General features: G+C 69.9%; 14 protein-coding genes. 9 read left to right on the top strand and 5 right to left on the bottom strand.

Annotation, left to right across the window (positions count from 1 at the left end; genetic code table 11):
• Nucleotides 1-705: methylmalonyl-CoA mutase family protein (locus tag ACXJKR_RS10695; protein ID WP_457322834.1), on the top strand; the 705-nt coding region annotated here is incomplete at its 5' end.
• Nucleotides 706-708: 3 nt separating this feature from the next.
• Here ACXJKR_RS10695 and ACXJKR_RS10690 read toward each other — a convergent pair.
• From ACXJKR_RS10690 to ACXJKR_RS10675, 4 genes are all read right to left on the bottom strand, one after another.
• On the bottom strand, nt 709-1,263 hold the full coding sequence (locus ACXJKR_RS10690) for a DUF4124 domain-containing protein (RefSeq protein WP_457322833.1): 555 nt from the start codon (nt 1,261-1,263) through the stop codon (nt 709-711).
• On the bottom strand, nt 1,260-2,102 hold the full coding sequence (locus ACXJKR_RS10685) for an ankyrin repeat domain-containing protein (protein ID WP_235532126.1): 843 nt from the start codon (nt 2,100-2,102) through the stop codon (nt 1,260-1,262). Before ACXJKR_RS10685 ends, ACXJKR_RS10690 begins: the two co-directional genes overlap by 4 nt.
• Nucleotides 2,103-2,259: 157 nt before the next feature.
• A complete protein-coding gene (locus tag ACXJKR_RS10680; RefSeq protein ID WP_457322832.1) occupies nt 2,260-3,411 on the bottom strand; it encodes a GGDEF domain-containing protein in 1,152 nt (383 codons plus the stop codon).
• Between the two features lie 95 nt (nt 3,412-3,506).
• On the bottom strand, nt 3,507-4,496 hold the full coding sequence (locus tag ACXJKR_RS10675) for a transglycosylase SLT domain-containing protein (protein ID WP_457322831.1): 990 nt from the start codon (nt 4,494-4,496) through the stop codon (nt 3,507-3,509).
• A 326-nt stretch (nt 4,497-4,822) separates the two neighbouring features.
• Here ACXJKR_RS10675 and ACXJKR_RS10670 point away from each other — a divergent pair, with 326 nt between their 5' ends.
• Both ACXJKR_RS10670 and ACXJKR_RS10665 read left to right on the top strand, forming a co-directional pair.
• A complete protein-coding gene (locus ACXJKR_RS10670) occupies nt 4,823-5,404 on the top strand; it encodes a TMEM175 family protein (RefSeq protein ID WP_457322830.1) in 582 nt (193 codons plus the stop codon).
• A gap of 1 nt (nt 5,405) precedes the next feature.
• A complete protein-coding gene (locus ACXJKR_RS10665; protein ID WP_457322829.1) occupies nt 5,406-6,002 on the top strand; it encodes a YdeI/OmpD-associated family protein in 597 nt (198 codons plus the stop codon).
• 163 nt (nt 6,003-6,165) lie between these two features.
• Here ACXJKR_RS10665 and ACXJKR_RS10660 read toward each other — a convergent pair whose 3' ends face one another.
• Nucleotides 6,166-7,356 carry a GGDEF domain-containing protein gene (locus ACXJKR_RS10660; protein ID WP_457322828.1) on the bottom strand — a complete coding sequence of 397 codons (1,191 nt, stop codon included), beginning with the start codon at nt 7,354-7,356 and terminating at the stop codon, nt 6,166-6,168.
• A 121-nt stretch (nt 7,357-7,477) separates the two neighbouring features.
• On the opposite strand from ACXJKR_RS10660, the gene ACXJKR_RS10655 reads away from it, so the two are divergent.
• The 6 genes from ACXJKR_RS10655 to ACXJKR_RS10630 form a co-directional block, all read left to right on the top strand.
• Entirely contained in the window at nt 7,478-8,377 is a 900-nt protein-coding gene (locus tag ACXJKR_RS10655) for a diacylglycerol/lipid kinase family protein (RefSeq protein WP_457322827.1), read from the top strand.
• Between the two features lie 7 nt (nt 8,378-8,384).
• Nucleotides 8,385-9,668 (top strand): alanine racemase, encoded by a 1,284-nt coding sequence (locus ACXJKR_RS10650; RefSeq protein ID WP_457322826.1) that lies wholly within the window; start codon nt 8,385-8,387, stop codon nt 9,666-9,668.
• Nucleotides 9,665-10,777 (top strand): lactonase family protein, encoded by a 1,113-nt coding sequence (locus ACXJKR_RS10645; protein ID WP_457322825.1) that lies wholly within the window; start codon nt 9,665-9,667, stop codon nt 10,775-10,777. The genes ACXJKR_RS10650 and ACXJKR_RS10645 overlap by 4 nt, the downstream gene beginning before the upstream one ends.
• A gap of 9 nt (nt 10,778-10,786) precedes the next feature.
• Nucleotides 10,787-11,254, top strand: a complete 468-nt coding sequence (locus tag ACXJKR_RS10640) for a CreA family protein (RefSeq protein ID WP_457322824.1) — start codon at nt 10,787-10,789, stop codon at nt 11,252-11,254.
• Nucleotides 11,251-12,405, top strand: a complete 1,155-nt coding sequence (locus ACXJKR_RS10635) for a GGDEF domain-containing protein (RefSeq protein ID WP_457322823.1) — start codon at nt 11,251-11,253, stop codon at nt 12,403-12,405. Before ACXJKR_RS10640 ends, ACXJKR_RS10635 begins: the two co-directional genes overlap by 4 nt.
• Nucleotides 12,406-12,557: 152 nt before the next feature.
• A partial coding sequence (locus ACXJKR_RS10630) for an acyl-CoA dehydrogenase family protein (RefSeq protein WP_457322822.1) occupies nt 12,558-13,887 on the top strand: 1,330 nt, incomplete at its 3' end.

Genomic DNA, 13,887 nt, shown 5'->3' with positions numbered 1-13,887 from the left:
CTGAAGTACCACGTGCAGACGTCGGGCCGCAGCCTGCACGCGCAGGAGATCGCCTTCAACGACATCCGCACCACGCTGCAGGCGTTGATCGCCGTCTACGACAACTGCAACTCCCTGCACACCAACGCCTACGACGAGGCGATCACGACGCCCACTGACGAGAGCGTGCGCCGCGCGATGGCCATCCAGCTCGTCATCAACCGCGAGTGGGGCTTGGCCAAGAACGAGAACCCGAGCCAGGGCGCCTTCATCATCGACGAGCTGACCGAGCTGGTTGAAGAGGCCGTGCTGACCGAGTTCGAGCGCATCAGCGAACGCGGCGGCGTGCTCGGCGCCATGGAGACCGGCTACCAGCGTGGCCGCATCCAGGAAGAGTCGATGCACTACGAGATGCTCAAGCACACCGGCGAGTACCCCATCATCGGCGTCAACACCTTCCGCAACCCCAATGGGGAGACGGTGCCGGAGCACATCGAACTGGCCCGCTCGACGGACGAGGAGAAGCAGTCGCAGCTGTCGCGCCTGGCCGAGTTCCAGGACCGCCACGCCGCCGAGTCGCCGGCCATGCTGGCCCGCCTTCAGCAGGCCGTCATCGAGAACCGGAATGTGTTCGACGTGCTGATGGAAGCCGTGCGCGTGTGCTCGCTGGGCCAGATCACCGGCGCGCTGTTCGAGGTCGGCGGCCAGTACCGCCGCAGCATGTAGGGCTTACAGCCCGCGGCAGCGTTGCTCGAAGGCAGCTGCCAGGCGCTCAAGATCCCCGCGCTCACCTGCCGTCATCTCGGCCTCACGGGCGCGCCGGGCGCGCAGGCTGTTGCGCAGTTCGACGCATTGCGCGAACTCGCGCTCCTGCCGCGCCTTGGCCTGAGCCAGCGCACGGCGCTCCTGCAACGAGCGGTTGCGCACGTCCTCCATCAATTGGTTGACCTTCTCATTGGCGTCCTGCTCTTCGGCATAGCAGTCGCGCTGGTAACGGTAGTCCAGCTGCTGGCGCGTGGACTCGTCGGCGCCACCATCGCTGCCGGCCTGGTTCAACTGCTCGCGCAGGCGCAGGCAGCGCGGGCTCATGAACTGGCTGGCTTCTGGCGCCTTGGGACCCAGGCGCGCGATCTGCGTGGAATCGGCTTCAGGGCAGGGTCGGTCGCTGAAGGCCGTGGTGCCGTCGGGCTTGCGGCATTTATAGACACCCGCGCCTTCGGCCCTGGCCATGCCCGTCAGTGCCAGCACGGCCAACGCGGCCCAGGCCAGGCGGGCCGGGGTCACAGCTTTTGCTCCCGGTCGCCGCCATTGCTGTAGCGGCGCTTGTAGCGGGACTTCTCGAGGTATTCACGCGCCGTCAGGCCGTCGGCATTGCGTGCGGCCTTGGGTGCGCCCGCGGCGAGCAGGGTATCGACGATGGCGTCGGAATTGCCCACCGCGGCCAGGTGCAGGGGCGTGTTGCCCTGGCGGTCCTGCGTGAAGACCGAGGCCTGCAGGCGAATCAGTTCGGCCACCGCGTCATGCCGCCCTTCCTCGACGGCCCAGTGCAGAGCCGTGCGCCCCTGGCCGTCCAGCGCGTTGATGTCAGCGCCTGCCGACACCAGCGGGCCGATGGATTTGAGCGCCGCGTAATGGATGGGCAGGCGCCCGCCGATGTCGGGCGAGTTGATGTTCAGCCCCCGGCTGGTCAGGAACACCAGCGCCTGGGCATCAGCGCCGTTGCGCGCCGCCAGGTGCATGACGCCGACATGATCGGGCGTCTCCTGCCTGGGGTCGAGCTTGAGCTCTTCGATGAAGAATTTCAGCCGGTCCAGCGTCGGCTTGGCGGCGGCCTGCTGCAGCAGCGTGCCCTTGTCCAGCGCGCCGACGTTACGGGGCTCGGCCCCATGGTTGGCGATCCAGCGCAGCGCCGGCAGGCTGCCAGTGCCCGCGTTGTCGTAGAGCAGGCGGTTCAGCCCGACGGCGCCCACGCGTTTGGCCGTCTTGTCGATGTCGATCATGCCGCTGGCGTCGGCCATGCCGTTCATCAGCATCATCTCGCGCAGTTCGGGCCCGAGGCCGGCGACGTCCTGGGTGCTGCGCCGCGCCATGCTGCACCAGGTCAGCAGCGAAATGATGACCACCAAGGCCGCTGCTCGCAGACCGATCCCCAGCCAATTGATGCCATCCCGCTCCACTGCTTCCCCCTGCTTTTCTAGGCGGGGCGGATTGTGCAGCAGCACTTTTTCAAACCAGGGCGCCAGACTCGATGCTGCCCCCTAGACTCCCCCGAAAGCGGGGTCAGCGCGCCAGCACGACCCGGTCCCGCCCTGCGCGCTTGGCCTCGTAGAGGGCCGCGTCCGCACGGCTGAACAGCGCCTCGGGCGCCTCGTCGGGCGCGAGGGCCTGGGCCACGCCGACGCTGACCGTCACGGTCAGCGGGCCGGCCGCTGTCTCGAAGGGCTGGCCGCCGATGGCCTCGCGCAGCCGCTCACCCAGGCGCAGCTCGCCGCCGGCCTCAGGCTTGAGCCAGATGACGGCGAATTCCTCGCCGCCCAGGCGCACCGCCAGATCCAATGGCCGCAAGGTGTCGTGCAGGCGGGCGCCAATGCCACTGAGCACGGCGTCGCCCACCGCGTGGCCGTGCGTGTCGTTGATGCGCTTGAAGTGATCCACGTCCAGCAGGGCCAGCACCGGCGGATGCTCGACGCCGCGCTGCAGCAGCCGGCGCAGGCGCTCGTCAAAGCCACGCCGGTTCAGCAGGCCGGTCAGCACGTCGATCTCGATGAGGCGCTCGATCTGGCGCAGCGCACGGTCCTGCAACAGCAGCAGCATGGCCAGGGCCTGGCCGATGAGCAGGGCGATGACGGCGAACAGGCCCATCGAGTTGTATTGCACCAGTTCGGCCCGCGTTTGGGCGATCAGGGGCGACACGGCCAGGCCGCGCGCCACCTCGATGATGGCGCTGATGATCAGGTCGGCCGCCAGCAGGCCCAGCGGAAAGCCGCGCTGCGCGCGCCAGGCTTGCAGGGCGGCATGGGCGGCGGGCATGGTCAGCACGGCCGAGGCCAGCATCGTCAACGTGATCGAGGGCCAGAACTGCCCCGTCCAGGCCGTCAGCGCGAAGGAGCCGATGCAGGACAGGCCCGTGAGCACCAGCGGCCAGCGGCAGCGCAGCGGCAGGCCGAGGTAGACGCGCAGGCCGAGCAGCACCATCAGCGCGGACAGCAGGCTGCCGAGATGGCCCACCGCCCAGAAGGTGCGCGGTGCGCCCATGGCGATGAGGGCCACGCGCGCCGCCTGGGTCAGCGCCGCGGCAGCAAAGGCACCGGCCCAGAACCACAGCGCGCGCTCGCCCTTCAGATGCCAGGCGCCGCCAAGCGTGGCCAGGGCCAGCATCGTCGTGACGAGCTGGAAGACGCGCAGCAGCGTGTCGGCGTGCAGGGGTTCCATCGTGAGATTGGTTCAGCCTCGACGAGGCACGATGCCTGCATCGCGTGGCCGCCGTGATGCGCGCCACGAGCGCGCCGTGATTGATCTCACGGAAGTCAGCGCGCCTGCAGGCTCTGCATGGCGGCCTTGACGCGCAGCAGCATGGGCGAGGCGCCGGTCACCTTGGCATCGAAAGGGTGCAATCGCTGGCCGCCGGTGGCCGCCATGATCTTGCGTACGTACAGCCGCGTCTCGGCATAGGGCGGCACGCCGAGGTAGCGGTCCACGGCCCTCTCGCCGGCGTTGTAGGCCGCCACGGCCAGCATCACGTCGCCCTCGAAATAGGCCAGCAGCCAGCGCAGATAGGCCATGCCGCCGCGGATGTTCTGGGACGGGTCGCGCAGCCGGATGACATTGAAACGCGTCGCCGTCTCGGGCAGCAGCTGCATCAGGCCCTGAGCCCGCTTGGGCGACTCGGCCAGCGGGTCGAAGTTGGACTCGGTGGCCATGACCGCCAGCACCAGCGCCGGCGCGAGCTGGTATTCGGGCGCCAGCAGCTTCACGTAGTTGACGATGGCCGGCGGAGCGTTCTGGGGCAGCGGCAGCGTCGCCCACAGCGACAGCGGCTTGGCATTGCGCGCAGCGGGTGGCAGGGCAGCGACAGCCACCGGCAGGTCGGTCTCGGGCGGGCGCAGGCAGGGCGGCGGGTCGCCCAGGGGGGTGCCGCCCATGCGCTCGAGCATGTTCTGCGCCTGCTCCATGCCTTGCTCGGCCGCGGCGGCGAACAGGTGGGCGGCTTCGGCATCGTTGCGCTGGATGCCGCGCGCATTCGTCAGCATCCAGCCCAGGCTGAACTGAGCCTCGGCATCGCCATAGCGGGCGGCGCGGCAGTAGAGCTTGGCGGCGGCCACCTCGTCGCGCCTGACGCCGTCGCCGTATTCCAGCGCCTTGGCCTCCTGGCGCCAGCGCTCGACCTGCGCCGGCACCACCGGACCGCGTTCGCCCGGGGGCATCGTGGGGCGCGGCAGTTGCTCCAGCGTCAGCGACGGCAGCTGGGCCCAGCTCGACGAAGCGGCGAACAACAGGGGCAGCAGCAGGCGTCGCAAGGGTCAGTCCGGAGGGGAGGTGCGGGGGCCGGAAGTCTAGACTGGAAGAATGTGTCAGCCCCTCGCCCAGTCCTGCTCCGGCTGAACGCCGGCAGGCCTGGTCGGTCTTGCAGACCGCGCAGCCGCCAGAGCGGCTGCTCTTCGGCAGGCACGCCAAGTCCACAGGACTTGCCGTGTCCGGCCTCAGCCCCCGAGGGGGCKGCGATGCTYKCGGCATCAAGCCGCAAGCACATCGCCMGACGGGCCGGCTCGGGAGCGGCCCAGCGCTCGGCCCGGAATACCCGAATCTTTTGGCGAGAACCGCGAATGCTGAACGGAAAACTGCCATGAACAAGACTCGCCTCGAAGCCTTCAGCGATGGCGTCATCGCCATCATCATCACCATCATGGTGCTGGAGCTGAAGGTGCCTCACGGTACCGACTGGGAGGCCCTCAAGCCGCTGTGGCCGGTCTTCCTGTCCTATGTGCTGAGCTTCGTCTACGTCGGCATCTACTGGAACAACCACCACCATCTGCTGCATGCCGTGCACAAGATCAGCGGCGGGGTGCTCTGGCCCAACCTGCACCTGCTGTTCTGGCTCTCGCTGCTGCCCTTTGCCACCGGCTGGATGGGCGAAAACCATTTTGCGCCGCTGCCAGTGGCTGTCTATGGCGGCGTGCTCGTCATGGCCGCCTTGGCCTACATGCTGCTGCAACGGGCCCTGATCTGCATCCCCGGCAACAACACCGTGCTGGCCCAGGCGCTGGGCAAGGACTGGAAGGGCAAGATCTCGGCAGTCATCTACCTGGTGTCCATCGCGCTGGCCTTCGTGCACGTCGGTCTGTCGCTGGCGGGCTACGCCATCGCCGCGGCGCTGTGGCTGATCCCGGACCGGCGCATCGAGCACCACTTGRACAGGAGTGAGTGAAATGCCCACCCTCGATCCGCGCATCGACACCTACCTGGCAAGCGTGCCCGAGTTCGCCCGGCCCATCCTGACGCGGCTGCGCGCGGACGTGCACGCAGCCTGCCCCGATGTCGTCGAGACCATCAAGTGGAGCCGGCCGCACTTCACGCTGGATGACAAGCTGCTGTGCGGCATGTCGGCCTTCAAGGCGCATTGCACCTTCGGCTTCTGGGAACGCGAGGGCGCGACACCCGGACAGCMCGGTGCCATGGGCGATCTCGGCCGCATCACGACCCTGGCCGACCTGCCTAGCCGCACCGAGTTGCGCAAGCAGATCAAGGCCGCTGCCGCATTGCTGCAGGCCGGCGCGCCGCGCGCCGCAAAACCCAACCGCGAGCCGCGGCCCCAGCTCGAGATGCCCGACGACTTCGCCGCGGCGCTGAGCAAGGTCAAGGCGGCCAAGCAGCACTACGACGCCTTCGCGCCCAGCAAGCAGCGCGACTACCTCGAATGGGTGCTGGAGGCCAAGCGCGAGGACACACGCACCAAGCGCATCGCCCAGGCGGTGGAGTGGATCGCTGACGGCAAATCACGCAACTGGAAGTACGAAAGCTGTTAGCCCCTCGTCCGGTCTCGCCCTGCTGGACGCGGGCGCGCCCAGCCGGTCCCCCGGGGGGACGGCGATGCTTGCCGGCGCGACCGGCAAGCACATCGCCCGGCGGGCCGGCTCGGGAGCGGCCCAGCGCTCGGCCCGAATGCACAAAAATCAAATACCGGAAGGCTCAACCCACCACGGATTGCAAGGTCGAATTACGCATCCAGTCATCCGCCACGACGACGCGGTTGCGACCCTTCTGCTTGGCCTGGTAGAGGGCCTTGTCGGCCAGATGCATCAGCGTTTCGGGCGTGTCACTMTTGGCCGCTTCGGCAACGCCCGCGGACAGCGTCACGCGCAGCGGCATGCCGCCGTCGCCCTGCAGTTCCAATGCCTCCACGGCCAGGCGCACCTGCTCGGCCAGATGTTTGGCGCCGGCGGCACCGGTGGCAGGCAGCACGAGGCCGAACTCCTCGCCGCCCAGGCGCCCGAGCACGTCGGAGCCGCGCAACCGCGAGCGCGTGCAGGCCGCGACGGCCTTCAGCACCTGGTCGCCCACGGCATGGCCATGCCGGTCGTTGACGCGCTTGAAGTGGTCCAGGTCCAGCATGACGAAGCCGACCGGCTGGCCCTCGCGGCGGCCACGCTCCATCGCATGCGCCAGCAGCGACACCGTCGTGTTGTGGTTCACGGCACCGGTCAGCCCGTCGACGCTGGCGAGCTTGCGCATCTGGCTGGCCATGCGCTCGAAATTCGCCAGCACGAAGCCGAAGCCCGCCGCCAGCATCGCCATGAAGGCCAGCATGAAGATGGCGCCGCTCCAGGCCTGCCAGGGCTCGGCGTCGGCCGGCCCGGCGCGCAACCACCAGGCGGCGAAGCCCACGCGCAGCCACAGCGCCAGGCTGGCCATCAGCAGCATCAGCGAGACGGCGCGAAAACTCGTCTCGCCGCGCCAGCCCAGCCGCAGCGACGCGAGGGTGGCCGGCAGCAGCAGCGCCCCCATGGCCGCCGACATCGCGCCAGCGCGCACCGGCTGCGACACGTCCAGCACCGCCGGCACGGCCAAGGCCGCAAGCAGCAGCAACCCGTGGTGCCAAGCCGGCAGGCCGCGGTTCAACAGATGCCGCGATACCGCTGCCGCGAAACCAGCGAGGCCCGCCATCAGCAGCCAGTTGCCGCCCAGCAGTACAGCCCAGCCAGGCAGCCAGGGCTGCAGCGCAAAGAAGGCAAAACCAAAGCTGAAGGCCAGCCCCGCCCAACCCAGGCGCTTGAGCTCGCCGCGGCTGAGCGCTCCGCGCCCAGCCATCCACAGCTGCAGCGTCAGCAGCCCGAATCCGAGCACGAGCATCAGCACCAGGGTGGGGATGTGCAGCGACATGCGCGAGCAGCGCCTCGTTGGTTGTGTTGAGTTGTAACACCAGTGTAGACAGAGCCGGCACACTGCGCCGCAGGGTCTGCGCCGATGGCGTGAGGGCGCGCCGCAGAATCCAATGCCCGGCGTGATCGCCTCTGCCCTGACCCCGGCGCTGTGCCTGCTGAACCCGCATGCCGCCAACGGCCGCTGTGCCGCCCTCGCCGCCCCGCTGCGGGAGGCCCTCCCCGGCGTGCCACTGGTGCTGCCCGAGAACGTCGCCGCCGCACGTCAGCGCCTGCTGGCCCTGCCCGAAGGCAGCCGCGTCATCGTCGCCGGCGGCGACGGCACCGTGCACCAGCTGCTGCCGGCCCTGGTCGCACGCCGGCTGCAGCTGGCCATCCTGCCCGGCGGCACCGGCAACGACCTGGCCCGCGCACTCGGCCTGGCACGCATGGGTTGGCGCGAGGCCTTGGCCCACGCACAGCGCGCGCCGGCCGCAGCGATGGACCTGGGCGAGATCACGACGGCCGAAGGCGGCGCCCAGCTCTTCATGTCCAGCCTGACCGCCGGCTTCGACGCGGCCATCGCCATCCGCGCCCAGGCCGCACCCCACTGGCTGCGCGGCCAGCCACGCTATCTGTGGGCCACGCTCAACGAGATTGGCCGGCTGCGCGTCTACCCGATGCGCGTCGAGGCCGATGGCCAGCTGCTGAGCGACGGGCCGATGCTGTTCGCCTCCAGCCTGAACACGCCCAGCTATGGCAGCGGCATGCCGGCTGCACCCGGCGCGCGCGTGGACGACGGCGAGCTGCAGCTGCTGCGCGTTGCCGCCTTCGGGCGGCTGGGTGCGATGGCCATGATGCCGCTGCTGCTGACCGGGCTGCACCTGCGTCATGCCAAGGTGAGCTTGAGCCGCTTCAAGGCCTTGCACCTGACCAGCCCCGCGCCCGTGCCGCTGGCCGTGGACGGCGAGCCCCTGCCGTCCGCCACCGACATCGCAGTGCGCGTGCTGCCGCAGGCCCTCAGCGTCGTCCGCGCGCGATGATGGCGCCATGGATCATGACGACACCCCGCGCGCCGGCTGGCTCGGTCCCTGGCTGAAAGGCTTTCCGGCACTGCAGCCGCCCCTGCCACTGGCCGACGTGGCCCAGCGCGGCTGGACGCTGCACGAGCTGCCGACACCCCTGGCCGTCGTGCGCCAGCAGGCCCTGGCCCACAACATCGCCTGGATGCAGAACTTTGCGGCCCAGCGCGGCGTGCAGCTGGCGCCGCATGGCAAGACGACGATGAGCCCGCAGCTGTTCCGCCGCCAGCTCGACGCCGGCGCCTGGGGCCTGACGTTCGCCAACGTGCACCAGTTGCGCCTGGGCCTGGCCGCTGGCGCGCGGCGGGCGCTGATCGCCAACCAGCTCATCGGCGCGACCGAGCTGGCCGAATTGCTGGACCTGCGGCGCCGCCACCCTGGCCTGGAGCTGGCCTTCTTTGTCGACTCGCAGGCACAGCTGGATCTGCTGGCGGCGCACTGGGCGGATCTGGGCCAAGGCGAAGCTCGGATCGACGTGCTGATCGAACTCGGCACTTCGCGCTGCGGCGTGCGCGAGCATGGCCCGGCGCTGGCCTTGGCGCGTGCACTCAAAACCCACCGGGCACTGCGGCTGCGCGGCATCGGCTTCTACGAGGGCCTGCAGGTCCGCGGCGAGAGCGAACCCGACCGCGCGCTGATGCAGCAATGGCAGGCGCGCATCGAAGCGCTATTGGCCGACATCGAGACCGATGGTCTGCTCGACGCCGATGCTCAGCCGCTGTGGCTCAGCGGCGGCGGCTCGGCCCTCTTCGATCTCGTCGCCCCCGTGCTGGCCGGCAAGCCTGGGCGCCTGGGCCTGCTGCGCTCGGGCTGCTATGTCTGCCATGACCACGAGCACTACGGCCGCTACATGCGCAGCATGGACGCGCGCATGGGCACGCCGCTGTCGGCGCCCAGCCTGCAGCCGGCGCTGGAGGTCTGGACCCAGGTGCTGTCCTGCCCGGAGCCCGGCCTGGCCTTGCTCAACGCCGGCCGGCGTGATGTGTCCTTCGATGCCGGCTGGCCGCTGCCGGTCTGGCATCTGCGCGGCGCCGAGCGAGCCAAGGCCCCCGCGGGTTGGCGCGTCACCGGGCTGAACGACCAGCATGCCTATCTGCGCTGGGACCCGAGCGGATGGGACGGCCCCGCCGTCGGCGAGCGCGTCGCGCTGGGACCCTCGCACCCATGCACGACCTTCGACAAATGGGCCTGGATGGCCGTCGTCGACGAGGACGACCGCGTCGTCGATGCCATCACGACGCAGTTCGCATGAAACGCCGCCATTTGCTGAGCCTCTCCGCCGCTGCCCTGATGCCCGCCACCGCCGCAACGCCCCCGCCGCGCTTCCTTCACGTCGGCACTTATGCCCCGCTGGGCCAGGGCCTCTACAGCTTTGCCATCGCCGCCGACGGCGGCCTGAAAACCCTGGGTCTGACGGCCAACGCCCACAGCCCGAGCTGGCTGGCGGCCCAGGGCCACCACGTCTATGCCGCAGAGGAAGGCGCAGACCATGTCGCTGTCTATATCCAGGACGCGCATGGTCGGCTCGAACTTGTGCAGCGCCAGCCCAGCGGCGGCCGCGGACCGGTGCACCTGTCGCTGAGCAACGGCCACGCCTGGGTTGCCCATTACGGCGATGCCCGCTTTGCTGCGCTGCCACTGCAAGCCGATGGTCATCTCGGCGAGACCGAGAGCTGGCCCAGTTGCGCCGGCCCAGACTGCCGGCCGGGCCCGCAACAGGCGGCCAAGGCTCCGCCCGGCAGCCAGGCCAGCAGCGGTCACGAAGCACCGCACGCCCACATGATCCAGGCCAGCCCCGACGGCCGCTGGCTGCTCGGCACCGACCTGGGCCGCGACCGGTTGCTCGTCTGGCCGCTCAAGTCCGGTGCGCCGAAGGCCGCCGCTTTCGAACTCGCACTCAGCCCGGGCTCGGGTCCACGGCACTTTGCCTTCCATCCCACGGACGCTCGCTGGGTCTACGTGCTGCAGGAGGAGTCGTCCACGCTGTCAACGGTGGAGCTGACATCCGACGGCCCACGCCTGCTGGACGAGGTCTCGGTGCTGCCCGGTGGCTTTGCCGGCACCAGCTATGCGTCCGACCTGCTGATCGCACCCGGTGGCCGCCACCTCTACGCATTGAACCGCCTGCACGACAGCCTGGCCGTCATCGCCCTGGCCCAGCCGCGCCGCCCGCGCCTGCTGGACCATCACTGGGTGCATGGCAGCTACCCGCGCAGCGCCTGCCGCGCCGGTCGCCACCTGTTCGTATGCAACCAGCGCAGCGACCAGCTCAGCCATTTCGACCTCGGCCGCCCCGAGCAACCGCGCTTCACGGGGCGYCAGACGGCGGTGCCCAGCCCCGCCGGGGCCTGTTCGCTCTAGACTGAGCCGATGAAGCAAGCCGCCCTCGTTCTCCTGCTCACCGCAACGGCGCTGGCCGGGGCCGAACCCATCGGCTCGGTCGACACCGCCTTCAAGCTGATCGGCCCCGACCACAAGGTGGTCGTGGATGCCCATGACGATCCCAAGGTGCAGGGCGTGACCTGCTATGTGTCGCGCGCCAAGACGGGCGGCATCAAGGGCGCCATCGGCCTGGCCGAGGACAAGGCCGAGGCCTCCATCGCCTGCCGCCAGGTCGGACCGATCACCATCAGCCAGGCACTGCCGCGCCAGGAAGAGGTCTTCAACGAGCGCATATCCCTGGTCTTCAAGCGGCTGCGCATCGTTCGCATGGTGGACGCGTCGCGCAATACCCTGGTCTACCTGACCTACTCCGACCGCCTCATCGACGGTTCGCCGCAGAACAGCGTGACCGCCGTACCGGTCGCCCGCGAAACCCCCATCCCCATCAAGAAATGACATTCACTGCCGCCCTGTTCGCGCTGATGCCCATGCAGGCGCTGGCCGCGGCGCTGGTGCTGATCACGCTGATCGGCTGGCACGGCGCGAATGCCGGCGGCCGCTGGGCCCAGGTGGGCATGGCAGCCCTGGCCCTGGGCCTGGCTATGGCGAGCCCGACCCACGGCGATCGAATGGCTGTGCCGACCCTGCACAGCGTCGGCCTGGCCGTCATCAGCCTCGGCCTGTCCGCGCTTTKGTGGGCCCTGGGCTTGTGGCTGACGCCGCGGCCGGGGCGCTGGCTCATGGCGGCTGCACCGCTGGTGCTGGGCATTGGCCACGCCCTGTTGGCGGACGAGCATGCCGTCGGCCAAACCCTGGCTGACGCGGTGCTCGGCGCCCAACTCGCCTGGCTGGGCGTGGCGCTGATGCTGCCGGGCCGCAGCACGGTGCTGCAGGGCCTGAACAGCCGGCGCTGGCGCCTGCTGGGGCTGGCCGCCGTGCTGCCGCTGCTGGCAGCCATGCTGGGCCGCGCCGCCACCACCCTGCTCGGCGACACCGCGCCCTGGCCCGACCTGCTGCTGGCGCTGGCCGGCCAGCTCGCCCTGCTGCTGGCCCTGCCGATGCTGCTACTGGCTTGGCGCGGCCAGACCGAGGCCGAGCTGGCGCGCCTGGCCCAGACCGACGGCCTGACCGGCCTGGCGGACTGCAACGCCTTCACCCAGCGCTCGGTCGACCTGATCTCCATGGCGCGCCGCTACGACGAGCCCCTGGCCCTGGTGGTGCTGGACCTGGACGACTTCGCGACCCTGCAAGCAGAGCGCGACATGGATTTTTCCGATCGCGCCCTGGCCCTGTTTGCCAGCTGCATTCAGGCCCAGATGCGCCTGGGCGACCTCGCCGGCCGCCTGAGCGGCGAGCAGTTCGGTGTGCTGATGGCGCGCTGCCTGCCCGAGGGCCCGCAGGCCCTGGACCAGCGCCTGCGCAAGGCGCTGGCCGAACGCGCACCGGCCGAGCTGGGCATGGCGCTGTCCTTCAGCGCCGGCTGGGCCAAGCTGCGCCCCGGTGACCGCGGCCTGGCCGACCTGCAACGCCGCGCCGAGACGGCCCTTTACGAAGCCCGGCGTGCCGGCAAGGGTCAGTTGATGGCCGAGCCGGGGGTCCAGGACTGACATGAAGCCTCTCGTCCAACGGGTACGTTGGCCGGTCCCCCGGGGGGACGGCGATGCTTGCCGGCGCGACCGGCAAGCACATCGCCAGCGCGGGCCGGCTAGGGAGCGGCCCGTCGCTCGTCCCGCAAGTCTTCTGGGATGGAGTCACCGAGATGTCCACCTCTGACAACCTCGTCGACGAATGGGTCGGCCACAACCTGCTGGCCTCCGACCCGGCCTTGCTGGCCGCGCTGCGCGAGGCCGCGCCGCAGGCCGTCGAACCGCTGTCCCGCTATGGCGCTGAACTCGGCAGTGCCGAAACCGCCCAGCTCGCACGCGACGCCAACCGCAATGGCCCGCAGCTGCGCCAGCTCGATGCGCGCGGCCGCCGTGTCGACCTCGTCGACTTCCACCCGGCATGGCATGCCCTGCTGGCGATGTACCGCCGCCAGGGCCTCGTGGCCGACGTCTTCGCCACCGACACGCCCGGCCGCTGGGCCCACTTCGCGGCCGGCTGCTATCTGCATGGCCAGGTCGAGGCCGGCTCGCTGTGCCCGGCGACCATGACCCAGGCCGCCATTCCCGTGCTGGCTAAACAGCCCGAGTTGTTCGCGCCGCTGCGCGACAAGTTCTTCAGCCGCGAGCATGACCCGCTGGACCGGCCGCTGACGGAGAAACCGTCGATCTGGGTCGGCATGGGCATGACCGAGAAACAGGGTGGTTCCGACCTGCGCCGCGTGACAACGCAAGCCGTCGAGCAGACGGACGGCAGCTACGCCATCACCGGCCATAAATGGTTTTTCTCGGCGCCCAGCAGCGACGCCCACCTCGTGCTGGCCCGCACCGAAGCGGGCCCGACCTGCTTCTGGCTGCCCCGCTACACGCCCGATGGCGCGCGCAACGCCATCCAGGTGATGCGCCTGAAGGACAAGCTGGGCAACCGCAGCAATGCCAGCAGCGAGGTCGAGTTCCACGGCGCCTGGGCGTGGCGCCTCGGTGAAGAGGGCCGCGGCATCCCGACGCTGATCGAGATGGCCGGCTACACGCGGCTGAACTGCGTCATCGGCAGCGCCGCCCTGCTGCGCGCCGGCCTGGTCCAGGCCCTGCACAACGCGCGCGAGCGCTTCGCGTTTGGCCGCCATCTCGCGGAACAACCGCTGATGCAGACCGTGCTGGCCGACCTGGCGCTGGAAAGCGAAGCCGCGATGCGCCTGATGCTGCGCCTGGCACGCGGCTTCGAGAACAACGAGCCGGCCTGGCAACGGCTGATGACGCCGGCCGCCAAGCTCTGGGTCTGCAAGCGCGCCATCGAGTGCACCGGCGAGGCCATGGAGTTGCTCGGCGGCAATGGCTACGTGGAGGATGGCGTGCTGGCGCGGCTSTACCGCGAGGCGCCGGTCAACKCGATCTGGGAGGGCTCGGGCAATGTGATGGCCCTGGATGTGCTGCGTGCCGTCGTCCGTGAGCCCGAGGTGGCCTTCGCACTGCTCGATGCGTTTGACG

This window comes from Roseateles sp. P5_E11 (assembly GCF_054049355.1).
This window is presented reverse-complemented; position numbering and strand designations above follow the sequence as displayed.

Coding starts and splice junctions, on each gene's coding strand:
- ACXJKR_RS10680 (WP_457322832.1), bottom strand. CDS start 3,411: ATGGAACCCCTGCACGCCGACACGCTGCTGCGCGTCTTCCAGCTCGTC.
- ACXJKR_RS10650 (WP_457322826.1), top strand. CDS start 8,385: ATGGATCATGACGACACCCCGCGCGCCGGCTGGCTCGGTCCCTGGCTG.
- ACXJKR_RS10640 (WP_457322824.1), top strand. CDS start 10,787: ATGAAGCAAGCCGCCCTCGTTCTCCTGCTCACCGCAACGGCGCTGGCC.